Below are 23,402 nucleotides of genomic sequence, written 5' to 3'. Positions count from 1 at the left end.
TTACACCCCAGCTTTCAATTCTAAAATGAGATCGCGCAGCTCAGCAGCCCGTTCAAAATGAAGAGCTTTCGCTGCCTCTTTCATTTCTTGTTCCAGTTTGGCGATGAGCGCAATACGTTCTTCTTTCGATAAATGGCGAACGTCTTTTGTTTCATACGTTTCTTTTTCTTCCGCAGCAAACGTCGCACGAATGACATCTGGAATGTCTTTTTGAATCGTTTTTGGCACGATGCCATGCTTGCGATTGTACGCTTCTTGAATGGCGCGACGCCGCTTCGTTTCGTTTATCGCGATTTCCATCGATTTTGTGATCGTATCGGCATACATGATGACATGACCGTTTGCGTTGCGCGCTGCCCGTCCAATCGTTTGAATTAACGAACGCTCAGAGCGTAAAAATCCTTCTTTATCGGCATCTAAAATAGCAACGAGCGATACTTCTGGAATATCAAGCCCCTCACGCAATAAGTTAATGCCGACAAGCACATCGTATTTGCCTAATCGTAAATCGCGAATAATTTCAATTCGCTCTAACGTTTTAATTTCGGAATGCAAGTAAGCAACTTGAATGCCAATATCTTTTAAATAATCGGTTAAGTCTTCCGCCATCTTTTTCGTCAATGTCGTCACAAGCGTCCGTTCTTTGCGAGCGATGCGCTTTTGAATTTCATCAACTAAGTCGTCTATTTGCCCTGCGATCGGTCGCACATCAATCGTCGGATCTAACAACCCTGTCGGACGAATAATTTGCTCGACAACTTCTGGACAATGTTCCAACTCGTACGGACCCGGTGTGGCAGAAACGTAAATGACTTGATTTACTTTTTGCTCAAATTCTTCAAACGTGAGCGGACGGTTATCTAACGCTGACGGCAAGCGGAAGCCATGTTCGACAAGCACTTCTTTTCTCGCTTTATCGCCGTTATACATGCCACGAATTTGCGGCAATGTCACATGCGATTCATCAATGACAATTAAAAAGTCGTCAGGAAAATAATCTAATAATGTATAAGGCGTCGAACCAGGCGGTCGCAACGTTAAATGGCGCGAATAGTTTTCGATACCTGAACAAAAGCCCATTTCTTTCATCATTTCAATATCGTAGCGCGTCCGCTGTTCTAACCGTTGCGCTTCAAGCAATTTTCCTTGCTCGCGCAGTTCGCGAAGCCGCTCTTCTAGTTCTTTTTCAATATTTTCAATCGCCAGTTTCATTTTTTCTTCGCGCGTAACGAAGTGAGAGGCTGGAAAAATCGCCACATGTTCTCGTTCCGCCATCACATGTCCCGTCAACGCATCTACTTCGCGAATACGCTCAATTTCATCACCAAAAAATTCAATGCGAATACAATGTTCATCGCGAGAAGCTGGGAAAATTTCGACGACGTCTCCGCGCACCCGAAACGTCCCACGACGAAAATCAATATCGTTTCGTTCGTATTGAATGTCGACAAGCCGACGAAGCAAATGATCGCGCTCCATCTCCATACCGATGCGAAGCGAAACGACAAGTTCACGATATTCTTCCGGCGAACCTAAACCGTAAATGCATGAAACGCTTGCGATAATAATGACGTCGCGCCGTTCAAATAACGCAGACGTCGCGGAATGGCGCAATTTATCAATTTCATCGTTAATGCTCGCATCTTTTTCAATGTACGTATCCGTTTGCGGCACGTACGCTTCCGGCTGATAATAATCGTAGTAGCTAACAAAATATTCAACAGCGTTGTTCGGGAAAAACTGTTTAAACTCGCTATATAACTGACCCGCTAACGTTTTATTATGAGCGATGACTAACGTCGGTTTATTTACTTGTTGAATGACGTTTGAAATCGTAAACGTTTTTCCTGTTCCTGTTGCCCCAAGCAACGTTTGATGCTTTTTCCTTTGCTGAATTCCTTCGACAAGCTTCTCAATCGCTTTCGGCTGATCGCCACGCGGCTCATAAGCGGATACTAATTGAAATGTGCTCACAACGGTCCCTCCACTTCATTTCTACTTCGTATTGTACCATACAAATGAAACGAAAAGCGAAAAATACGAACAGATATTCTATGAAAAAACCTGCCCATTTGGACAGGTTTACGATTGTTTTTGTTTCTCGACCATTTGTTTTGCATATAAAAATCCGACAATGAGCGACGCCAAATCCGCAACAATTTCATACAACTGATCCGTATATCCTTTCACGTATGACGCCACTAACAAAGCGACAGTAAGCAACGTACCGACATAATGGTTATACGTAACCCGCGTAAACAAAATGACTAACAACGCCGGTACAATTAATGCTAACACAAACCACATAGCTATCCCTCATCTCTTACGAATAACAGTCCGAGTTCGTGATGTTCGCCTTCAAATAAAGCCGTTTGCGCAAAACGAACTTCCCCGCTTTCGTTTAGTACTTCTAGCTTACAAAACGCTCGATTTTGTTGCAACGCCGCGTAAAACTCATCTTCCGTTGCGACTGGTGTGCCGTTCACCTTTACAATCACTTCCCCGACTGAGAGCGCCATTTTATGCGCTGGCGTGTTCGGCAACACCCCTAAAATGACAAGTCCGCTCATTCGCTTCGTAAAATATGGCGGAAATTTTTGTTCATATAACTTCGCTGATAAAGCGATCCATTCTCTCCATAAAATAGCTACTACTGCAGCAACGATCGCGAGCGGCTTCACCCAGTAGCTACCGATCGCCAATAAACTGACGACACACGCTAACCAACCGATGCGTTTTGCCGTCCATTTCGCTAAATGGACAGGTAGTCCCGTTTGCACACGTTGTGAAAAACCAATTAAAAACGGAACGAGCACGAACGAATACGTATCGCCACCAGAAATAATTGGCCACCACGCCGCAAACGATTGCACGCCATCCCCCGGCACAGGGATGATCAACGGCACAAGCCAAAGCCGCTGAACGAACTGTTCACCGATGACAAGCCCTCGCTTACTCGTCACAAGACGAGGAGAACTTAACTCTGCTCCTTCCCGATGAACGAGCCACATTTCGATAAACAAAAGCAACCCGATCAGAAACGCGACAGCCGTCACATTCGTTTCTGTCATATGTGGGAAAAAACGCGCAAAAAACGGCTGCGCCCACTCTGTTTGCGCAAAAAAACTAACGGTAAATATGACGATGCTTCCGACATATGCAGCCGACAACAACCGAAGCTGCATAAACAAACTGCATACGATCGTCACCATTGCCCAAAAGACGAGCGTATCATTCGGGAGAACAACCCCAGCCCCAACAGTCACAAGCGAAAAAATGAGCGCGAACCAGCTACGCGAGCGAATCAGGGCACGCCACTCACGCGATGTTCGGTACACGCGCGTATGAAAATCTCGCCGTTCTCGTTGCACGCGACGCCAGCCAATAAACAATGCAAATATGACCGCATAATATAATAACGGTTGTAGCCAAAACGTTCCGAACGCTTTCAGCCATGCCAATCCCCATTCCATTTCCATCATCTCCATTTTTTCCGATCGTCTATTTTGTATTGTAACAAATTTCAAACGTTTATGGTTGACGAAAATTCACTTTCTTTGCCGAATGAACACTAGTTTTGTCAACGAACAAGGAATTTTATGAAAAGTGTCTAACTGTTTGTTCATATATGATCGGAAGGAGCGTGGAACGATGGAGTTAAAAACGAGCGCAGTAGCGAAGCGTCTTGGGGTGTCGACGAAAACGGTACAACGATGGGTGAAAAAATATAACATTCCTTGCACAAAAAATGAAGCAGGACATTATGTATTTACGAACGAAGCGATCGAACAATTAGAAAAATATAAATTTCTCGGCGTGGATGAAGAAGAAAAAGAACACATAGAACAACGGCTCGATGAACTTGAACGAAAAATAGAACAAAAAGCAGATGACGTCGTCTCTTTTCAATTGCTGCAACATCGACGCGAAATGGAAGAAATGCTCCAATATATCCAACAGCTCGAACAACGCATTGTTGAACTTGAACGGCAAAAACAAACCGAACCGATCATCGAACAACCAACAAAACAAAAACGACGCGGCATCATCAGCTTCTTTTTATAAAAACTCCCCCTGCCTATGAAGGCGAGGGGGAGTTTGTTTACTTTCCAATGAGTTGTAATGCTTTTTTCAATTGTTCGTCGTATCGTTCGTCGCGAACTGCTTCCATCACTTTTGTTTGCAACATATTCGCTGTTTGCTTATCAATTTTCCCTGTCGCTTGTAAACCGTTTGCTTTTTGGAACGCTTGAACGGCTTGTTCTGTTTGTTTGCTAAAGTAGCCATCTTCACGCCCTGGATCAAAACCGAGACCTTTTAACATTTGTTGCGCGCTTTTCACTTGTTCGTTATTCATGTCATATGCTAAAGGCTTACCGATTTGAAGCGGATGCGCATAGAAAAAGTCAGGCTGTTTCACTTTAACATCCGGTTCAATTCCTTTTTCATGAATCCAGTTTCCATTTGGCGTCAGCCACTTGTATAACGTTAATTTAATATGGCTTCCGTCATTCATTGGCAACGCTTGTTGAACTGTTCCTTTTCCAAACGTGTTTTCACCAACGAGCATATACCCGCCCGCTTCTTTTAACGCCGCCGCTAAAATTTCCGATGCTGACGCGCTTCCGTTATCAATCAAAACGACGATAGGATATTGTTTTTTCTTCGTCATATTTGAGAAGAAACGTTGTTTATCGCCGTCGCGCTCTTCAATTTGTACATACGGCTTATCTTTTGTCACAAGCTCTTTTAAAATATCTTCCACACTTTGTAAATAGCCGCCCGGATTGCCGCGTACATCAATGACCAGCCCTGAGATGCCTTTTTTCTCAAATTCCGCTAACTTCGTTTTAAAATCTTCCGCTGTTTTTTCCGCAAACGATGTAATTTCGATATAGCCGATTTGTTTGCCATTTACTTCTTTCATTGATGCATATACTGTTTCAATTGGAATTTCATCGCGCACGACTTCGATCGTCAATACGCCGCTTACTCCCGGTCGAACGACTTCTAAGCGAGCGATCGTTCCTTTTTTCCCGCGAATTTTCAATACCGCTTCATATAAATCAAGCCCTTCTAAACTTTCGCCATTCACTTTAATAATTTGATCGTTCGGACGAAGCCCGGCTTTTTCTGCCGGCGATCCTTTAAACGGAGCAACGATCGTCACTTTGCCGTCAATCATGCTTACTTCCGCTCCGATTCCTTCAAAAGAAGAATCGAGCGACTCGTTAAATCGTTCCGCTGTTTCTTTATCCATATAAACGGAATACGGATCTTTTAACGTCGCGATCATTCCTTGAATTGCCCCGTCGATGAGCTGTTTGTCATCGACATCATGAACGTATTTTTGTTTAATCATGCTGTATGCTTGTTCAATTTTTTGAAGCTCTTCATTCGCCGGCTTCTCCGTTGTCGTTGGGATATTGATCGTCATCGTTGACGTATCGGAAGAAAGCGACTGCATGCCGACATACGTCACTCCTGAACCGAACAACATCGATAAAGCCATGAGTGCTGCGATTGTTTTTTTGTTCATTGTTTGCCTCCTCACCCTTCGATACATGAAAGGCATCACACCGTGTGCGATGCCTGTTTATTTTCATTATATGAGTAGCTTGTACCGTTCATAACTATGATAAAGATGTATTTATTTTACACCGATCGCGCCATTTTCTCAACCAATACGTAAAAGCACAGCAAACGAGCTGTGCTTTAGAATGGAATATATTTTAGTGGGTCTACTGCATTTGATTTCGATGCGTTCCAAGGGCCGCGATGCAACTCAAAATGCAAGTGCGCACCGAACGAACGACCAGTGTTGCCCATATAGCCGATCATTTGTCCTTTGCTGACGTTTTGTCCTTCGCCAACAAGACGTGATTCTAAATGAGCATACACTGTCGTATATACTTGTCCATTAATATAGTGCATGATAAAAATAACGTTTCCGTAGCTTGATGAATAGTATGAGCGATACACGTAGCCATCAGCTGCCGCAACGACAGGAACGCTAGCACCGCGTTTACCGATGTCAATGCCGTAATGGAATTCACCCCAACGCGGCCCAAATGTCGATGTAATTGGACCGTTTGCTGGGCGCATGAACGCCCCATCTGACACAGGCGGCAAACTGCCCCCATCGCCTTCAGACGAACCGCGACTCGCTAATGCGCGTTTCCGTGCTTCTTCTTGCTCTTTTTGACGGCGAATCATTTCTTGCAATTGGCTTTTCATTGCCGCTTCTTGTTTTTCAAGCAACTCTTTTTCTTCTTCTAAAGCGAGTTGTTTTTCTTCTTCATGTTTTTGTTCTTCTTTTAACTGCGCCATTAATTTTTCTTTTGCCGCGATTTGTTCATTCAACGTCTGTTTTAATTGTTGAAGCTCCGTTAGCTGTTTTTGTAAGCTAACTAACTGATCGTTTAATTGTTGTTCTTTCGCTTCTTTTAACGCCTTATCTGCTTCTTGCTCTTTAATGATTTGACGATCTGCTTCAAAAATAGTCGCAACTGCGCTCATACGGTCAATAAAGTCGCTAAAACTTTTCGCCCCAAGTAAGACGTCTAAATAGCTCACGACACCGCCGCTTTCTTGCAATGAACGCGCGCGCTCTTTCAGCAACTCATTGCGCTGTTCAATGCGGGCAGCAACTTCTTCAATTTCTTTTTTCAGCGCAACAATTTGTTGCTTCGTTTCCTCAATGTTTTGTTGTTTCGCACGAATGTTGGCGCTCGTTTCTTCTACCGCTAAATCGAGCTTTTTAATTTCCGCATCCAGTTTTTTCTGTTCTGCTTTTAACCGTTCAATTTCTTGTTGCGACTGCTCTAACTTGCTTTCGAGCGATGATTGTTTTTGTTGCACGCTTTTAATTTCTTGCTTTTTTTGTTGAATGTCGCGATTTGTTACCGCATATGCAGGCGCAGCAACACTTGTAAACAGCATCACGACTGCCACGATCGTTCCCCATCTGTTTCGCACCGTAAACCCCTCTCTCTTTCTATACTTTTAAAAATCGTCTCACTGACATCATGCTTCCCCACATACCGATGCATGCTCCTAATAAGACGAGCACAGCTGCCAGCTGCCATGCAAACGGATAAAACGGGAGAAGTTGAAAAAATGTATCTTTCAACTTTGGATACAACAAGTCAAATACGTACGAGTAAGCGGAAAGAACGATAGCGATCGGAATGATCGAACCGAAAATGCCGAGCCATAGCCCTTCAAGGAAAAACGGCCAGCGAATAAATCCGTTTGTCGCGCCTACTAATCTCATAATCTCGATTTCGCGACGGCGGGCAAAAATCGTAATTTTAATGGTGTTCGAGATGAGAAACATCGCTGTAAATAACAACCCGATAATAAGCGCTAATCCGACATTGCGAATCGTTTTCGTTGCGGCAAATAGTTTTTCAATTTGCCCTTTTCCGTATTTCACTTTGCCGACAGATGGCAACGGTTCAATTTGCTTTGCAATTTTTTCTGTATCAAGCGGATTTTTCGCTTTTACGATAAATACATCGCTTAACGGGTTATCTTGTTCAAATAAGCGGAATGACTTTCCGTCTTCTCCGAAACTTTCAATCAACTTTTGCAATTCTTCGTCTTTCGATGAATACGTCACTTTTTCGACGCCAGAAAGAGCTTCTAACTTCGCTCTGAGCGCATCTTTATCTGCTTCTGTCGCACTTAAATCGACGTGCACACGAATTTCGACGTCGCGCTCAATTTGTTTCGTTATATGTTGAATGTTGAGCATAATGACAAGAAATACGCCAACAAGCAAAAGCGTTACCGTGACAGCACTAATGGACGCAAACGTCATCCAACCGTTTCGTCCGAGACTTTTTAAACTTTCACGAAAATGACGGCGAAGGGTGTTAAGTTTCATAGCCATATTCCCCCTTCACTTCATCGCGCGCAATTTTCCCGCGTTCAATCGCAATGACGCGCTTGCGAATCGTATTGACGATTTCACGGTTATGCGTTGCCATGACAATCGTTGTTCCGCGATCGTTAATGCGCTCGAAAATGTCCATGATTTCCCACGATGTATCCGGATCTAAATTTCCTGTCGGTTCGTCGGCAATGACAATCGACGGATTGTTGACGATCGAACGCGCAATCGACACGCGCTGCTGTTCTCCGCCCGATAATTCATCTGGATAAAAGCGCGCTTTATGTTTTAGCCGCACTAAGTCAAGCACTTCCATGACGCGCTTGCGAATGTTTTTTGGCGATTCTTCAATAACTTCCAAAGCAAACGCGACGTTTTCATATACGGTTAACTTGGGAAGAAGCTTAAAGTCTTGAAAGACGATTCCGATGTTTCGGCGAAGCAACGGCACTTTGCTGTCTTTTATATTCGCTAAGTTGACACCGTTAATCATAATTTTTCCGCTTGTCGGCTTTTCTTCGCGATACATCATTTTAATAAACGTCGATTTCCCAGCGCCGCTCGGACCGACGACATATACAAATTCTCCTTGCTTAATACGAACGGAAATTCCGTTTAATGCAATGACTCCGTTCGGATACGTTTTATATACATCTTGCATTTCAATCATAAGCAACCACCTAAGTATTCGATGTTTTTCTACATATTCCTGCAAAATTCTTACCTCGTCCATTATATCATCATTTCCGACAAAAAGGGGGCGAATTTTATTTACAGTTATATTTCAAGAGTGTTACAAACGAAAAGAGGATGCTCCCATTGGCATCCTCTTTATTTTTTCGCTGCTAACCATTCCGCTACTTTATCGACATCGTCGCCTTGGAGTAGACCACCTGGCATACCGCCGCGACCGTTTGCGATAATATCTTTAATTTCTTCTTGCGAAAATTTTCCACCTGCTTTATCAAGTGCAGGACCAACGCCACCTTCTAAGTTTTGTCCATGGCAGCTTGCACATGATTTTTTGTAAGCGGCTTCTGCGGCTGAAGCTGTATCCCCGCCACCGTTGGCTGGTTTCTCGCTCGCGCTATCCCCTCCGCCACAGGCAGCCAAAATGATCGCTGTGCCAGCAAATAAGCTAAGTAGCTTCTTCTTCATACGAAATCCCCCTTGTCAACATTTTCATACACTTCTATTATATCGCATCGTTTTTACGTTAGGCACGTTTAAATCCTTCGCCAAGCACTTCCGCTGCATCCATAACGACGACAAATGCAGACGGATCAATGGTTTTCACTAATTGTTTCAATTTTGTGAACTCGCTTTGTGCCACAACGCACATAAGCATCGTGCGCTCTTTTTCTGTATATCCACCGTATGCATGTAGTTTTGTCACACCGCGGTCAATTTTATGCAAAATCGCTTCCCGCACTTGTTCTTCTTTCGTTGTAATAATCATCGCCATTTTTGAATTGCCAAAACCAACTTGGACAAAGTCAATCGTTTTACTCGTTACAAATAACGCAATTAATGCATATAGCGCCCGTTCTAAATCGAACACAAACGCTGCGGTTAAAACGATTAAACCATCAATTAAAATGACGCACGTCCCTAACGATAAACCTGTATATTTATGAATAATTTGAGCAGCTAAATCTGTTCCACCTGTCGATGCGCGACCACGGAAAACGATGCCTAGTCCTACGCCGACGCCAATGCCGCCAAACAGTGCCCCAAGCAATGGATCGTGCGTTGCCGGTGCCACGTCATGTGTCAAATAAACGACAAACGGTAAAAAGGCGGTACCGACTAACGTTTTTACACCAAACTGCTTTCCAAGCAATAGCACACCTGCGATAAATAGCGGAATGTTAAGCGCCCATTGTACGTATGCTGGCTGCCAACCGAGCGTCGCATGTAAAATCGTACTGATGCCGCTTACCCCACCTGATGCAACACGATTCGGAAGTAAAAATAAATTGAACGCAACGGCCACAACAGCCGAGCCGACAAGAATGTATACGTATTCGAGCACTTTTTCAACAAATGGATTTGTTATGTTGCTTCTTTTTCGCATGCTTCTCACCTTCCCTCGTGAGTATAGCATGCCCGATATAGGAAGTAAATGACATCGAATTAACGCAATAATGATTTAATATAGTGAAGTTAATATACATCTCCTCGATTTCCAATAGCCTCGATGTAAATCATTTGCTCGTGGTGATCAATGCGGAAAAGAATGCGGTATGTGCCAACACGTAAACGGTACAAACCTTGGTGTCCTCTCATTTTTTTAATGTCTCCTTGAGGAGGAATGTAAAGCAATCCTTTTAACGCTATAGCGATCCGTTCTTGTACTTCTTTCTCCTGCTTAGCAAGAAATTTTACCGCTTCCTTACGGTAAATCAATTTGTAAGCCAAATTCACGTTTTGCATCACCACCAGTCACATATCCTTCATCTCCTTGTAACTGGCGTTTTTCTTCTTCTGTTAACAACGCTTCTTCTTCGCTTACTTCTTCCATTTCATCCCACCATTTATGATCTTTTTTTGCTTTTTGCAGTAAATGCAATAAAAATTCGTAGGCTAATTGTTGATCGGATTCGTTTAACTGTTCAATCATCTCATGGAGCAATTTTTTGTCTACTGCCATGTTACTCCCTCCTTTCGTTATGTCCAGATTATCACGCTCTTTTTTCAGGGGTCAATACACAAAAAGGTGCCCATGTCGGACACCTTATCCTTGTTTTAATTTCGAACGTAAATATGCGTCGATAAAGACGTCAATTTCTCCGTCCATGACCGCTTGCACATTTCCGACTTCGGTATTTGTCCGATGATCTTTTACAAGCGAGTACGGATGAAACACGTAAGAACGAATTTGGCTTCCCCAGCCAATTTCTTTTTGTTCGCCGCGAATTTCTGCGAGCTCCGCCTGTTGCTCCTCTAATTTCTTTTGATACAATTTCGCCTTTAACATATTCATCGCTTTTTCGCGGTTTTTAATTTGCGAACGCTCTGATTGGCATGTGACGACAATGCCTGTTGGAATATGTGTAATGCGTACAGCCGAATCTGTCGTATTGACGTGCTGACCGCCGGCACCGCTCGAACGATACGTATCGACTTTTATTTCATCTGGACGCACATCAATTTCAATGTTGTCATCAAATTCAGGTACAACTTCGCACGAAACGAACGACGTATGACGGCGACCAGAAGCATCAAACGGTGAAATGCGCACGAGGCGATGGACGCCTTTTTCCGCTTTTAAATATCCGTATGCATTATGCCCTTTAATTAACAACGTGACACTTTTAATTCCTGCTTCCTCACCCGGTAAATAATCGAGCGTTTCCACTTTGTATCCTTTTTTCTCCGCCCAGCGCGTATACATGCGCAACAACATCGACGCCCAATCTTGCGACTCTGTTCCACCTGCGCCAGGATGAAGTTCTAAAATGGCGTTATTTTTATCATACGGTTCATTTAACAACAATTGCAGTTCAAATTCACTAAAGTCTTTCGATAATTTTTTCGCCTCAGACACGAGCTCTTTTTGCAATTCTTCATCTGGCTCTTCTTTAACAAGCTCGTACGTCACTTCTAAATTTTCAAATCGCTCTTCAAGCGAACGAAACTCACCAACTAAATCTTTTAGTGCATTTGCTTCACTAATGACCGCTTGTGCAGCTTTTTGATCGTCCCAAAAATCAGAGGCAGCCATTTGTGCTTCTAGCTGTTCAATGCGCGCTTCTTTCGTTTCGAGGTCAAAGAGACCCCCTAATATCCGCTAATCGCTTAGCCATTTTCTCAAGCTCTTGCTTAATTTCTACTAAATCGATCATGTCATTCACCTCAACCATTATTGTATTCAAACGTCATCACGAACGCAACATAACGAAAGCGAGGGAAAAGTCCCTCACTTATCGTCCACAACAATGTTTATATTTTTTTCCGCTTCCGCACGGGCACGGATCATTCCGACCAACTTCCACCGCTTTTTTCACCGGCTTGCGCTTCACTTCTTCGCCTTCTTTCGGATGGACCGCCTCACCTTTTGCCACTTCTTGTCGCTCAAGGTTGTTTTCGATTTCCGCTTTCATGATGTAACGTGCGACTTCTTCTTCAATGGAAGCGATCATCGCTTCAAACATCGCATATCCTTCCATTTGATATTCACGCAACGGATCAATTTGACCGTACGCACGCAAATGAATACCTTGGCGCAGCTGTTCCATCGCATCAATGTGCTCCATCCATTTCATATCGACAGCACGCAAGACGATGACGCGCTCAAACTCGCGCATTTGCTCGGCTGGAATGCGGCTTTCTTTTTCGTCATAACGTGCGCGCACTTTATTCCAAATGAATTCAATCATTTCTTCCGGATCTTTACCGCGCAAGTCGTTAATCGTCACATCCCCTTCATAAAGAAGGTTCGCTTGCACATAATCAACAATTGCTTGCACGTTCCATTCTTCTGGCATTTCATCTTCTGGCGTGTGCATGCGCACGACGCGCTCGATGACCGATTGAATCATTTTTTCAACAATATCGCGCAAGTTTTCTGAATCAAGCACCTGGAAACGTTGACGATAAATAATTTCGCGTTGTTCACGCAATACGTCGTCGTACTGCAATAGTTGTTTACGTGCATCGAAGTTATTTCCTTCGACACGTTTTTGTGCCGACTCAACCGCCTTTGAAACGATTTTACTTTGAATTGGCTGTGAATCGTCCATACCTAAACGATCCATCATCGCCATCATATTTTCTGAACCGAAGCGACGCATCAGTTCATCTTCAAGCGACAAGTAAAATTGCGATACCCCCGGATCTCCTTGACGACCAGAACGACCGCGCAGCTGATTATCGATGCGGCGACTTTCGTGACGCTCTGTCCCGATGACCGCTAAACCGCCAAGCTCGCGCACACCTTCGCCAAGTTTAATGTCCGTTCCGCGTCCTGCCATGTTCGTCGCAATCGTTACCGCACCTTTTTGACCTGCTTGGGCGATAATTTCTGCCTCTTTCGCATGGTTTTTCGCATTTAATACGTTATGGCGAATGCCGCGCTTCGTTAACATGCTTGACAACAATTCAGACGTTTCAATCGACACCGTACCGACGAGGACAGGTTGTCCTTTCGCATGACGTTCCGCAATATCCTCGACAACTGCACGAAACTTTCCTTCCATCGTGCGATAAATTAAGTCTGGACGATCATCACGAATGACTGGTTTATTTGTCGGGATGACGACAACTTGCATATTGTAAATGTTGCGAAACTCTTCTTCTTCTGTTTTCGCTGTTCCCGTCATCCCCGCAAGCTTCTCGTACATACGGAAATAGTTTTGGAACGTAATCGTCGCCAGCGTCATCGATTCATTTTGAATCTCAAGCCCTTCTTTTGCTTCGATCGCTTGATGAAGCCCATCGCTATATCGGCGTCCGCGCATGAGGCGACCGGTAAACGGGTCAACGATGACGATTTTTCCGTCTTCAACGACATAATCGACGTCGCGCTGCATGACAACGTGCGCACGCAATGCTTGGTTAATATGATGGTTTAACGTCACATGTTTTAAATCGAATAAGTTATCGATTCCAAACGCGCGCTCTGCTTTGTTCATTCCTTCTTCCGTGAGCTGCACGCTTTTCGTTTTTTCATCGTACGTATAATCGACATCCCGTTTTAATGTGCGAACGAACGCATTCGCTTGAATGTACAATTTTGTAGACTTTTGCGCTGTACCTGAAATAATGAGCGGTGTACGCGCTTCATCAATTAAAATCGAGTCCACTTCGTCAATAATCGCATAATGAAGCGGACGTTGTACCATATGTTCTTTATATAACACCATGTTATCGCGCAAATAATCGAAACCGAATTCGTTATTCGTTCCGTACGTAATATCGGCGTTGTAAGCCGCTTGTTTTTCTTCGCGCGACATATTGCTTAAATTTAGTCCGACAGATAAGCCTAAAAACTGATACAATCTGCCCATTTCGTTCGCGTCGCGGCTAGCTAAGTACTCGTTTACCGTCACGACATGGACGCCTTTTCCTGTTAATGCATTTAAATAGACAGGCATCGTTGCGGTTAACGTTTTTCCTTCCCCAGTCTTCATTTCAGCGATGTTGCCTTCATGAAGCGCGATGCCTCCCATTAATTGCACTTTATACGGATACATGCCAAGCACGCGCTTTGCTGCTTCGCGAACAACCGCAAACGCTTCAACAAGCAAATCATCAAGCGTTTCTCCTTTTTCAAGACGAGCTTTAAATTGCTCTGTTTTTTGACGCAATTCGTCATCAGAAAGCTGCGCCATTTGCGGACCGAGCGCATCAATTTCATTCGCGATTTTTTCTAATCGCGCAATTTGTCGTTTATTCGGATCAAACACTTTTTTTAACATTCCAAGCATACAAAAACGCCCCTTGCTTATATAGTCGCTAATTACCATCATATCACTTACAAGAAAAGGTGACAACTCATACGGAAAAGGGGATGGGAAAAAAGAAAAAACCAGCTTCTTCGCTGGATTACACTTGCGATTGTAGTTGCTCGATAGAGGCTTCGACTCTGAGTAAGCGTTTGTTGAGGGCGTAAATTTCAAATCCTTTTTCGTCGATCTTTTTATAAATGTTTTGCAGTAATGTGCGCACATCGTCGGCTAGTTGAATTTCTAAACGTTGCACTGTTTCTTTTACGTCGCTTAGCTGTGTTTCAACATGCTCGAGACGTTTCTTGACATCGCACATCTCTTCCTCCAGGCGACTGATGCGCTCATTTGTTTCTTTCATTTCTTGTTCAAGCGCATCTAACCGACTTTCCATATTAGCAAACCGCTCGTCAATCTGCGCAAACCGTTTATCAATCTGGGCAAATCTTTCATCAATTTGCGCAAATCTTTCGTCGATCTGCGCAAAGCGCTCATCAATTTGCTTAAATCTCTCATCGATCTGGGCAAATCTTTCATCAATTTGCTTAAATCTCTCATCGATCTGGGCAAAGCGCTCATCAATTTGCGCAAATCTTTCGCGCACTTCTTGTTGAAATTGCAAAAAATGACTCTCAATACTCGTCAACTTCCCTAAAATTTCACGTAAGATTGCTTCCACCTTTTTTCACCCCCTTTCACATTATACCACCCTCTGTCTTATGTCGACAGAGGGCGGTAGGATTAGTTCGCTTCAATTAAGCCATATTTGCCGTCTTTTCGTTTGTAAACGACGTTTGTGCGGTTTGTTTCCGCATTAATAAAGACGTAAAAGTTATGGCCAAGCATATTCATTTGTAAAATCGCTTCTTCACTATCCATCGGTTTTAAGCTAAAACGCTTCGTACGTACAACTTCAAATTCTTCTTCCTCATGCTCTTCTGTTGCGACAGGAGCAGTTGTTGTAAGCGTCACACCGTTTACTTCTTTTTCACGCATTTTTCGATTCACTTTCGTTTTATGTTTACGAATTTGGCGTTCGAGTTTATCGACAACCAAATCGATTGCCGCATACATATCGTCGTGGCGCTCTTCCGCACGCAATACAATTTGTGGCATTGGGATCGTTACTTCAATTTTCGATTGTTTATCGTTATATACTTTTAAGTTAACGTGAACAGTAACTCCTTCCGTTGATTCAAAATAACGTTCTAACTTCCCAATTTTTTTCTCGACATATTCTCGAATCGCTTGTGTAACCTCGATGTTTTCTCCGCGAATGTTGTATTTCATACGCTGTTCCTCCTTTTATGAAAGGTTGATTACTTATTTCTACAATTCCCTACAAAACTCCTCCTCAATCGTCACATTTTTTGTGAAAAAATGATGAACAAAATGATGGATAATTATGCTATAATTTATAGATGATGAAAAAGCGTTCGTATTTTTCTGCTGAGGTGTGATCGCATGCGCAAAGTGCATATATTTGAAGCAAAAAGTGGCGATGTGCTCGCCGTCGATATTTACGGACCGAACGGTGCCGTTTTGCTTGCTAAAGGAGTCAAACTGACCGACTCATACATTCGCGGATTGCGCGAAAACGGCATTCGTCATATTTATATTCACGACATTTTTACATTTGACATTGAGGAAAAGCCAACGATTAGCCCGGTTGTACGACAACAAGCCGTAAAAAAAGTGTACGAAACGATGACGGAACTCATCGAAGAACAAAAAGCTGTTCAACGCGTATCTTCGCTAGATCTCGGGCAAGAATATCAAAAAATATTTAAAGAAATTTTAGACTACTTATTGAGCAGGGAAAACTTGCTCATTAACTTATCCGACCTTGTTATTTCAAAGGGATATTTTTTTCATCACTCGGTCAACGTCGCAACGATCGCAGGTGTCATCGGATTAGCGAAAGGTTATTCCTCGCAACAATTGCTCGATTTAGGTGTTGGGGCGCTTTTATTTGATATCGGCATGACGCAAATTCCGAGTGCACTTTGGGCGAAAAAAGGGCCTCTTAGCCCTGAGGAACGCCGAATTATATCACATCATACGGAATTTGGATTTGAACTATTGAAAAAGCAAAATAATATTTCACCATCTTCCGCTTACTGTGCCTTACAACATCATGAACGTTTTGACGGGAGCGGTTACCCGCACAAAGCAGCCGGCAAATACATTCACGAATTCGCGCGCATTATTGCGATCGCAGACGTGTTCGATGCGCTCACTTCACCGCGCGATCATCGCCAACAACATTCGCCACACGAAGCGGCCGAATATTTATGCGCAGCTGGCAACACGCTGTTTGATTACGAGCTCATTAAAACGTTTTTAAAATACGTCGCCATTTACCCGCTTGGCACAAACATTGTACTCAACACAGGATACCGAGGCGTCGTCTCAAACATTTTCCCAGAATATCCGCTTCGTCCTGTCGTTCGTATTTTACAAAACCCAAACGGTGAAACGCTAAAATCACCATTTGAAATCGACTTGCGAAAAGAAGTAAACGTCACCATTGTAGAAGCATTTTAAACAGCACCCGTTTTTGTGAATATGTTAATATATGACAAAGAGGAGAGCTGTCTGCCCTCCTCTTCTTATTGTTCAACATATGGACGAAGATGTTGCATCATGCTTACTTTCCACGCTTCAAACGCTGGCGCTACATATTTTTCAACAATTTGCTTCTTTGCGTTTGGATCGTGTAGTTTTCCGTCTAATTTCCACGCCTCTTCTACGACGGCGGAAAATCGTTGTAGCTCATTCAATAGTGCGACATCATCAGCGAAAAAATGTGCAAGCGATCGCTCATTTGTCTGTTCAATTTGACCGAACGCTGTAAAAATATCCGCAAGCACAACATCCCCTTGCGTACGCCCATAATTGGAAAAACTTTCAATTACGTAATGAAATCCTTCTTCAATTGTGTCCAATAGCGCTGCATAGTGACGAACGACCGTCAATTGTTCTGGAGTTAACTGAGTCATCATGATACCTACCTTCTTTTATCGTAAAACATGCCGTCGCTCGCTAACGAATCGTACAAGTCGTCATAACGATCGACCGCTTCTCTTGTTTGTTTAATTTGCTTTAAGTCTTGCTGGATTTGTTGTTTAAATTGCCGAAGAAGATTGTTTGTCTCACGATCTAACGCAAGCAACTGTTTCCCCATTTTCTTTTCTTCTTCCGTTAACGTTGCAGGCAGTTGCTTGAGAAGCTGTTCCCGCTTCTCAAGCATTTCCTCGATTTGTTCAATCACCGCATCACGTTTTTCTTTTTCAATCGGCTCGCGAAGCAATTCAACCATTGCCTTTGTTATGCCCAAAAGCTCCGAAACAACGCTCATTACACGTGACCGCCTTGCGCGTATTGACGTTGACGATTTAGTTGAATCACTTGCTTCCACGTATCACGGAACTCTTTGACATATCCTTCAACTTCTTCTAAAATCGCGATGTCGCTTTTAATATTTGCTTCAACTAAACGACGATACATATAGTCATACATCGTCATCATCGATTTGGCTACTTCATATTCCATATTGAGCGTCACCATCAACTCTTGAATAATTTTTTGCGCTTTTAATAAATTTGTATTGCGCGCTTCAATATCTTTCTCTTCGATCGCTTTCTTCGCTTGCGCAATAAACTTTAGGCAACCGTTATAAAGCATAAGCGTCAATTCCCCCGGTGACGCTGTTTGCACCGCATTTGTTTGATATGATTGATATGGGTTCATCTTTCAACCTCCTAATTATTGTGCTCCACCGCCAAAGGCATTCATGAGATACATACTTTGCGAGTTTGCACGTTGCACTGCTTTTTCCATCGCGGAAAACTGCTTCCAGTAGCGATCTTCTACTCGTTTTAGCCGATCTTCGGCCGCACTAATGCGCGTATCAATGTCAATAATACTTTTTCCAATGATATACTGATTCGTAGCTTTTAACGTATTTCCTGCTTTATCTTCAATACTTTTGATCGTCTTTTTAATTTCATCGCGAAGTTGGCGGACAATCCCTTTCGCATTTCCTTCACCGTTGTTGCTAAATAGACGATAAATCGCATCTGGATTTTCTTCAATTTTTTGTCTTAGTTTCGCTTCGTCAATAATTAACTTTCCGCCTTCTAAATAGTTTGGCGTCGTTGTAATGCCAATTTGTGCAAGTTGAGAAAATCCGTCCGCCACTCCATCCACTTTTCGATAAAGTGCTTGGCGCATGCTAGAGAGGGCGTTTGACAAAATCGAATCACCGCGCAAAATGCCGCTTTTCGCTTTTTCCTCCCACTTTTCCGCCTGCTTTTCCGTCAACTTCTCGCGCTGTTCATCTGTCAGCGGCTGATAATCGCGATAACGCGTTTCTTTTAGCTTTTTATTGATTTCATCAATCGTTTCATTATATTTATCGACAAACGATTTAATCGAGTTAAAAATCGCATCCGTATTTGTTGTTGATGAAATCGTTACCGTCCCGATATGCGTGTTTTTCAACGTATACGTCATACCGTTAATCGTAAACGTGTTCGACAGACGCTCTGTTTCAAGACCGTTAATTGTAAATTTGGCGTTTTGTCCATCCGTTTTTCCTGTTAGTTCAAAATTGTTTAGAGTAGCTGTAAAACCAAACGCTTGGAACAATTCTTGACCTTCAATAACTTGTATGGACGCCCCAATCCCTGTTTGTTTTTTGTTAATAACCACTTTTTTCGTAATATCGTCAAAAAATGAATTTATGCCCAGTTCTATATGTTGATTCATTTTATTGATAACTGACTGAATTGTATCATTGTTTGGATCCACACTTATTTCAACATTTTTTGTACCACCGTTAGGATCAGTTACAGCCAATTTAACTGTTAACGAACTAGTCAAATTAACAGGGGTAGCTCCCCCCACCAGAAAGGTGATATCTTTCAATTTCGCATTTGGATCAAAAGCCCCTACAGTTTGGATGGCGCTTTCAGACGTCCACCTTGCCGCTGTTGCAAGTTGTGTAATATTGCTAATCTCGACTGTTTGATTCGACGCGCTCGGCGTGCTGGTGGCGGTGACGACATTTTCATTCGAACTCGTCACTTTTTTCTGCAAAAACGTGCTTTGGCGCATGACGCCTTCGAAAATATGTTTATCTAATGCGTCTAATAACCGATTCATATCGCGATATGCGTCGCGTTGCCACTCAAGCAATTGCTTTTTTTGTTTTAATTTATCAATTGGCGCACGCTCGACTTTCATTAAATCCCGCACAATTTGATCGATATCCATTCCGCTTGCCAATCCACCAATTCGCATCATGCTCATAACTTACCACCTCCTAAATTTTTCGGTCAACAATCAACCCGACAAACTTCATCATCGCCGCATACATATCTAACAATTTTTTCGGCGGAATTTCGCGCACAACTTCCTTCGTTCGATCATCGATTAGTTGAATATAATACTCTTTTAAATCTTCATGCACATTAAACTTTAACGACGTATGGCTCGGCTGTAAAAATTCGTTCATCCCTTTGACGATTTCTTCAAGTTTTTCTTTTGAAATACGTTCTTCCTCTTGCTTGGCTGTCGCTTGCTGCACGGTCGCTTGCTCTTGTTTTGGCTGTTCGGCTGGACGCTCTGTCATTTTTTCATACATATATGTGGAAGAATGAGAAGAAGAAATTCGTTCAATCATCACTTTTCGCTCCTTTACATATACGTTCCTACTGTTTATATCGGATGGGGGAAGGGAAATTTAAAGGGGAAGAAGAAAAAACACCTCATCTATGCGATGGAGTTGCCTCCTTCGCACCGAAACTTTCATTGTGGGAGTTTGACGAGGTGCACAAGGATTGTTGTATGAATCTGAAACATCTTTAAAAACAGCTAAAATTCTAAAAACTTTTCGAAAAAACAAAAGGAGAAAAGAGCTCATTTTTCTCCTTTCGTCTCATTTTATAAAGTAGCCCATCACTTTCCTAACAGCCTATTTAACCGCCCAACAGCCTTTTCATATTCTTCATGTGCCGCTCGTTTATAAAAATGAACAGCTTTCTCGATTTGTCCAGTCACTTCGTAAAATACGCCAAGATTGTACGCTGCTAAAAAACTCCCCGTTCCGCGCACACGATCGTATTTCTCTGTTTCGCCAATTTCTAAGCAGCGGATAAAACATCGTTCAATTAACGGAAACAAGTGCGCATAACGATCCGTATGACAAAAAATCGCATCCATATAAAACAGTCCACACGCGAAGTGGAAATCCGGCGAATCATCTAATCTTTTTTGCTCTATTGCGATAACTTGCAATCCTTGTTCAAACGAACGGTTAACTGTCATCGTGTATAAATAGTCAATGACTAAACTATGACGATACCACGCATGGAGAGGAACAAGACGATAACTTTCCTCAAAATACTTCTCCGCCATGTTCAATTGCTGCAACAGCTTGTACTGCTTTCCTACTTGGTATAAAACATAATCATCGGTTGGGTGTTGTTTTAACTCTTGCAATAGTAAATTCAAGTTCCGTTCTGTTTTATTCGTGTGGACGTATCCATCATGGTACACTTCGACATTAACATTTTTGCGTGGAAACGGAGAATCGACTTGCTCATGAACTCTCCCGCTGTATGTTACCCCTTTAGGAAGCAACCGTGATAAGTAAGATTGGGCATATCGTCGCTCGCCGTTTTGATTGAACTCATCTATTCGTTTAATTCGTCCAACTACTCCCTCATTTGTTTCAATGAAATGTCTGATGATGCTCTTACAGTCGTTTACAATATATTCATCAGCGTCAAGCACAAGATTCCAATCGCACGTCGACTGCATGAGCGCATAGTTTCGCGCCGCTGAAAAGTCATTCACCCATTCAAAATCAAACACCTTCGCTCCAAACGAGTAAGCAATTTCTTTCGTCGCATCGGTAGAGCCTGTATCGACAATAACCATTTCATCAACAATACCTTTGACACTTTGCAGACAACGGCTAAGATGCCTCTCTTCATTTTTTACAATCATGACTAACGCTAGTGTTGTCAAGATTTCACCCCATAAAAATTAACCACAATCGCAGATTATTTGAATAATTTAATGGATTCAAAAATAATGCACTGAAAAGAGACGAACAGCTAATACTAAATAAGAACGGCTATTTTTATTAGAAAAAACGGTCCTATTTAACAAAAAAGAAAAGTATAATCTCATATTCGATTTGCTGCCTAAAATATCCAAAAAAATAATACATATATAGGAGCGACCAGTACGGAAGAAGGTTTTATGTCCTATATTATCTGTCAATTAGATAGAGATAACAATTCACTCAATGTTTTCTGCCAGTCACCATAAACGGGAATAACCTCTTTCTGAATTAAATTCAATGCCCCTAGATAATCTTTATTTGCAACAATGATTAATGATTGGTTTAACGATTCTTGTATTAATTCAAAACGATCTTTAGTTATATCAGAAAAGACACCTAAATTTATTTCACGGATAAATTGTTCTAGTTTATTTAAAGCGAATATAAAATCATTTATAACCAATTCAACATTCGCCGACGTCATATTATTTAGTTGTGATTCAACAAATCCCAAAGCTTCTAAACAAGTTTCTGATAATTCCAATATTCCTTGAGCCATTTGGTCTTTTTTACTTATACTTCCCTCTATATCATTTGAATTAGAAATCTCTGCAACTTTACTTGATTCAAGATTAATTTTTTTCATCCCTACTGAAGGAATTATAGGTTTTGAATAAATAGTATCTAAATCAACAACAATTTCTTCCCCTTCATCATTTAGTGTAAAGAAATAGTAAGAATATTCATCTCCCCATTTTTCCAATAGATTTCTTAATAAAATACCATCGCTTCCTAACATATTTTGATTAAATTCAAAAATTATTGTATCTACCTTATTATTTTCTATTAATTTCTGCATACCTAATAAAGCATGGTATTCTCCACCCTCAATATCTATTTTGATTATTTTGATAAATGGTAACTCTTCAACGTAATTATCTAAACACTCAGCTGGAACCATATTTTCTTTTATATGTTCGCTTCCGAAAAAATCAAAATAATTCTTATCATGTTTTTTTATCGAACCATTCCCTTTAAACGTTTCTGTTTCAAAAAAGGAGATAGTTTTATTTTGTGAATATACAGCCCTGTTTCGTATTTCAACCCTGTCATTAATATAATTTAATGAGATGTTTTCCTGAATCAAGTCACAGTTTTCGTTAGCCGCTTCATAGGCAATAACCTTTCCATTTGAACCGACTAAATAGCCCGCTAAAACAGTAAAGTATCCTAGGTTTGCACCTACATCAATAACTGTATCTCCTGGTTTAATATTTTTTAAGAAATATTTAGTTAAAGCAATTTCGTAAAATCCGTGTATTACAAGTTCAGGCATCAAACTTCTGTCATTTGAAGAGGCAATTAACTTCCCACCCCAGATAGGAGAAATTAACATTTTATTATTTCCGATATATACACCCCTCATAAAAAAACCCCACTTCCAATTAAAAAATTATATAAGACTAGAATAAATGTTTTCTAAACGTTCTCCAAAAACACTTAGTGAAAACTTTTGTTTTACTACCTCTAATGCCTTTTCCCTCATCTTATTCCTTAGCTCTTTATTTTTAATGAGTAATCGAATTGAAAATGAATAACTTGATCTTGTAAACCTCCTACTTTACTACAAATAGGTACACAGCCACTAGCCATTGCTTCCGTTACAGAATAACCAAACGGTTCTGTTCTTGATGGTTGTATAAATATATCATAGTTACCTAACTCAGAAATTAATCTTTCCCGTTCAATATAGCCATGAAACGTTACTGGTAATTTATTTTGTATAGAATAAGACAACAATTTTTCATACTCTGGACCGTTTCCAAAAATAGATAATTCATATTCATCGTTAAGATCTCTTAATTGCGCTTGGTATTATGTCAAGAAAATAGACACGTAAAATCGAGAAAAATTTTAAAGCCCTACTACTGCACTTCGTTTGGTGGCCTCTTGAGAAGGAGAACGGTTTGGTAACCCC

24 protein-coding genes and 1 pseudogene are annotated in these 23,402 nt (G+C 41.8%); 2 read left to right on the top strand and 23 right to left on the bottom strand.

Features of this window, described 5'->3' with window-relative positions; genetic code table 11:
• The 3 genes from uvrB to JV16_RS07605 form a co-directional block, all read right to left on the bottom strand.
• Positions 1-1,974, bottom strand: a complete 1,974-nt coding sequence (gene uvrB / locus JV16_RS07615) for an excinuclease ABC subunit UvrB (protein ID WP_042535037.1) — start codon at positions 1,972-1,974, stop codon at positions 1-3.
• A gap of 108 nt (positions 1,975-2,082) precedes the next feature.
• Positions 2,083-2,307, bottom strand: a complete 225-nt coding sequence (locus tag JV16_RS07610) for a CsbA family protein (protein WP_021093720.1) — start codon at positions 2,305-2,307, stop codon at positions 2,083-2,085.
• A 2-nt stretch (positions 2,308-2,309) separates the two neighbouring features.
• Positions 2,310-3,473, bottom strand: a complete 1,164-nt coding sequence (locus JV16_RS07605) for a PDZ domain-containing protein (RefSeq protein WP_420864986.1) — start codon at positions 3,471-3,473, stop codon at positions 2,310-2,312.
• Positions 3,474-3,651: 178 nt separating this feature from the next.
• On the opposite strand from JV16_RS07605, the gene JV16_RS07600 reads away from it, so the two are divergent.
• On the top strand, positions 3,652-4,065 hold the full coding sequence (locus JV16_RS07600; protein ID WP_021093722.1) for a MerR family transcriptional regulator: 414 nt from the start codon (positions 3,652-3,654) through the stop codon (positions 4,063-4,065).
• 37 nt (positions 4,066-4,102) lie between these two features.
• Here the strand turns inward: JV16_RS07600 and JV16_RS07595 are convergent, their stop codons facing one another.
• The 12 genes from JV16_RS07595 to hpf form a co-directional block, all read right to left on the bottom strand.
• Entirely contained in the window at positions 4,103-5,539 is a 1,437-nt protein-coding gene (locus JV16_RS07595; protein WP_042535033.1) for a S41 family peptidase, read from the bottom strand.
• A gap of 176 nt (positions 5,540-5,715) precedes the next feature.
• A complete protein-coding gene (locus tag JV16_RS07590) occupies positions 5,716-6,978 on the bottom strand; it encodes a murein hydrolase activator EnvC family protein (RefSeq protein WP_021093724.1) in 1,263 nt (420 codons plus the stop codon).
• A 19-nt stretch (positions 6,979-6,997) separates the two neighbouring features.
• Positions 6,998-7,891 (bottom strand): permease-like cell division protein FtsX, encoded by an 894-nt coding sequence (gene ftsX / locus JV16_RS07585; protein ID WP_041639043.1) that lies wholly within the window; start codon positions 7,889-7,891, stop codon positions 6,998-7,000.
• Entirely contained in the window at positions 7,881-8,567 is a 687-nt protein-coding gene (gene ftsE / locus JV16_RS07580; protein WP_021093726.1) for a cell division ATP-binding protein FtsE, read from the bottom strand. Before ftsE ends, ftsX begins: the two co-directional genes overlap by 11 nt.
• A 161-nt stretch (positions 8,568-8,728) precedes the next feature.
• The gene (gene cccB, locus JV16_RS07575) at positions 8,729-9,055 is read right to left on the bottom strand and encodes a cytochrome c551 (RefSeq protein ID WP_021093727.1); all 327 of its coding nucleotides are present in this window, start codon (positions 9,053-9,055) and stop codon (positions 8,729-8,731) included.
• Between the two features lie 58 nt (positions 9,056-9,113).
• On the bottom strand, positions 9,114-9,974 hold the full coding sequence (locus JV16_RS07570; protein ID WP_009362326.1) for a YitT family protein: 861 nt from the start codon (positions 9,972-9,974) through the stop codon (positions 9,114-9,116).
• 89 nt (positions 9,975-10,063) lie between these two features.
• Positions 10,064-10,324, bottom strand: a complete 261-nt coding sequence (locus JV16_RS07565) for a type II toxin-antitoxin system RelE family toxin (protein ID WP_035062848.1) — start codon at positions 10,322-10,324, stop codon at positions 10,064-10,066.
• Entirely contained in the window at positions 10,293-10,550 is a 258-nt protein-coding gene (locus tag JV16_RS07560; RefSeq protein WP_021093729.1) for a hypothetical protein, read from the bottom strand. Before JV16_RS07560 ends, JV16_RS07565 begins: the two co-directional genes overlap by 32 nt.
• An 84-nt stretch (positions 10,551-10,634) precedes the next feature.
• A protein-coding gene (gene prfB / locus JV16_RS07555; RefSeq protein WP_108912075.1) for a peptide chain release factor 2 occupies positions 10,635-11,742 on the bottom strand; the annotation gives its coding sequence in 2 pieces (ribosomal slippage) (positions 10,635-11,669 and positions 11,671-11,742; 1,107 coding nt in all).
• Between the two features lie 81 nt (positions 11,743-11,823).
• The gene (gene secA, locus JV16_RS07550; protein WP_021093731.1) at positions 11,824-14,328 is read right to left on the bottom strand and encodes a preprotein translocase subunit SecA; all 2,505 of its coding nucleotides are present in this window, start codon (positions 14,326-14,328) and stop codon (positions 11,824-11,826) included.
• A 118-nt stretch (positions 14,329-14,446) separates the two neighbouring features.
• On the bottom strand, positions 14,447-15,025 hold the full coding sequence (locus JV16_RS07545) for a coiled-coil domain-containing protein (RefSeq protein WP_021093732.1): 579 nt from the start codon (positions 15,023-15,025) through the stop codon (positions 14,447-14,449).
• 62 nt (positions 15,026-15,087) lie between these two features.
• On the bottom strand, positions 15,088-15,636 hold the full coding sequence (gene hpf / locus JV16_RS07540; RefSeq protein WP_021093733.1) for a ribosome hibernation-promoting factor, HPF/YfiA family: 549 nt from the start codon (positions 15,634-15,636) through the stop codon (positions 15,088-15,090).
• Positions 15,637-15,810: 174 nt separating this feature from the next.
• On the opposite strand from hpf, the gene JV16_RS07535 reads away from it, so the two are divergent.
• Positions 15,811-16,893 carry an HD-GYP domain-containing protein gene (locus tag JV16_RS07535; protein WP_021093734.1) on the top strand — a complete coding sequence of 361 codons (1,083 nt, stop codon included), beginning with the start codon at positions 15,811-15,813 and terminating at the stop codon, positions 16,891-16,893.
• A gap of 65 nt (positions 16,894-16,958) precedes the next feature.
• Here JV16_RS07535 and JV16_RS07530 read toward each other — a convergent pair whose 3' ends face one another.
• From JV16_RS07530 to JV16_RS16175, 8 genes and pseudogenes are all read right to left on the bottom strand, one after another.
• On the bottom strand, positions 16,959-17,348 hold the full coding sequence (locus tag JV16_RS07530) for a DUF8042 domain-containing protein (protein WP_035062849.1): 390 nt from the start codon (positions 17,346-17,348) through the stop codon (positions 16,959-16,961).
• Between the two features lie 8 nt (positions 17,349-17,356).
• A complete protein-coding gene (gene fliT, locus JV16_RS07525) occupies positions 17,357-17,707 on the bottom strand; it encodes a flagellar protein FliT (RefSeq protein WP_021093736.1) in 351 nt (116 codons plus the stop codon).
• Entirely contained in the window at positions 17,707-18,099 is a 393-nt protein-coding gene (gene fliS / locus JV16_RS07520) for a flagellar export chaperone FliS (protein ID WP_042535029.1), read from the bottom strand. Before fliS ends, fliT begins: the two co-directional genes overlap by 1 nt.
• Before the next feature lie 15 nt (positions 18,100-18,114).
• A complete protein-coding gene (locus JV16_RS07515; protein WP_042535027.1) occupies positions 18,115-19,662 on the bottom strand; it encodes a flagellar hook-associated protein 2 in 1,548 nt (515 codons plus the stop codon).
• Positions 19,663-19,675: 13 nt separating this feature from the next.
• On the bottom strand, positions 19,676-20,035 hold the full coding sequence (gene flaG, locus JV16_RS07510; RefSeq protein ID WP_052481228.1) for a flagellar protein FlaG: 360 nt from the start codon (positions 20,033-20,035) through the stop codon (positions 19,676-19,678).
• A 275-nt stretch (positions 20,036-20,310) separates the two neighbouring features.
• Positions 20,311-21,384, bottom strand: a complete 1,074-nt coding sequence (locus JV16_RS07505; protein ID WP_244463802.1) for a glycosyltransferase family 2 protein — start codon at positions 21,382-21,384, stop codon at positions 20,311-20,313.
• A 254-nt stretch (positions 21,385-21,638) separates the two neighbouring features.
• Positions 21,639-22,850: an FkbM family methyltransferase gene (locus tag JV16_RS15190; protein WP_084220306.1), complete on the bottom strand. Its 1,212-nt coding sequence runs from the start codon at positions 22,848-22,850 to the stop codon at positions 21,639-21,641.
• A 128-nt stretch (positions 22,851-22,978) separates the two neighbouring features.
• Positions 22,979-23,278, bottom strand: a pseudogene (locus JV16_RS16175) (glycosyltransferase); the annotation flags it as partial.
• Positions 23,279-23,402: the final 124 nt, after the last annotated feature.

The sequence above is a fragment of the Anoxybacillus ayderensis genome (assembly GCF_000833605.1).
Lineage (GTDB): Bacteria > Bacillota > Bacilli > Bacillales > Anoxybacillaceae > Anoxybacillus > Anoxybacillus ayderensis.
Note: the sequence above shows the minus strand (reverse complement) of the source record. Positions and strands in the feature narration are given on the sequence as shown.

Excerpts from the sequence above, each read along its gene's own strand:
- JV16_RS07610 (WP_021093720.1), bottom strand. The coding sequence starts at position 2,307 with ATGTGGTTTGTGTTAGCATTAATTGTACCGGCGTTGTTAGTCATTTTG.
- JV16_RS07605 (WP_420864986.1), bottom strand. The coding sequence starts at position 3,473 with ATGGAATGGGGATTGGCATGGCTGAAAGCGTTCGGAACGTTTTGGCTA.
- JV16_RS07600 (WP_021093722.1), top strand. The coding sequence starts at position 3,652 with ATGGAGTTAAAAACGAGCGCAGTAGCGAAGCGTCTTGGGGTGTCGACG.
- JV16_RS07595 (WP_042535033.1), bottom strand. The coding sequence starts at position 5,539 with ATGAACAAAAAAACAATCGCAGCACTCATGGCTTTATCGATGTTGTTC.
- ftsX (WP_041639043.1), bottom strand. The coding sequence starts at position 7,891 with ATGAAACTTAACACCCTTCGCCGTCATTTTCGTGAAAGTTTAAAAAGT.
- ftsE (WP_021093726.1), bottom strand. The coding sequence starts at position 8,567 with ATGATTGAAATGCAAGATGTATATAAAACGTATCCGAACGGAGTCATT.
- cccB (WP_021093727.1), bottom strand. The coding sequence starts at position 9,055 with ATGAAGAAGAAGCTACTTAGCTTATTTGCTGGCACAGCGATCATTTTG.
- JV16_RS07570 (WP_009362326.1), bottom strand. The coding sequence starts at position 9,974 with ATGCGAAAAAGAAGCAACATAACAAATCCATTTGTTGAAAAAGTGCTC.
- JV16_RS07560 (WP_021093729.1), bottom strand. The coding sequence starts at position 10,550 with ATGGCAGTAGACAAAAAATTGCTCCATGAGATGATTGAACAGTTAAAC.
- secA (WP_021093731.1), bottom strand. The coding sequence starts at position 14,328 with ATGCTTGGAATGTTAAAAAAAGTGTTTGATCCGAATAAACGACAAATT.
- hpf (WP_021093733.1), bottom strand. The coding sequence starts at position 15,636 with ATGAAATACAACATTCGCGGAGAAAACATCGAGGTTACACAAGCGATT.
- JV16_RS07535 (WP_021093734.1), top strand. The coding sequence starts at position 15,811 with ATGCGCAAAGTGCATATATTTGAAGCAAAAAGTGGCGATGTGCTCGCC.
- JV16_RS07530 (WP_035062849.1), bottom strand. The coding sequence starts at position 17,348 with ATGACTCAGTTAACTCCAGAACAATTGACGGTCGTTCGTCACTATGCA.
- fliT (WP_021093736.1), bottom strand. The coding sequence starts at position 17,707 with ATGAGCGTTGTTTCGGAGCTTTTGGGCATAACAAAGGCAATGGTTGAA.
- fliS (WP_042535029.1), bottom strand. The coding sequence starts at position 18,099 with ATGAACCCATATCAATCATATCAAACAAATGCGGTGCAAACAGCGTCA.
- JV16_RS07515 (WP_042535027.1), bottom strand. The coding sequence starts at position 19,662 with ATGAGCATGATGCGAATTGGTGGATTGGCAAGCGGAATGGATATCGAT.
- flaG (WP_052481228.1), bottom strand. The coding sequence starts at position 20,035 with ATGATTGAACGAATTTCTTCTTCTCATTCTTCCACATATATGTATGAA.
- JV16_RS15190 (WP_084220306.1), bottom strand. The coding sequence starts at position 22,850 with ATGAGGGGTGTATATATCGGAAATAATAAAATGTTAATTTCTCCTATC.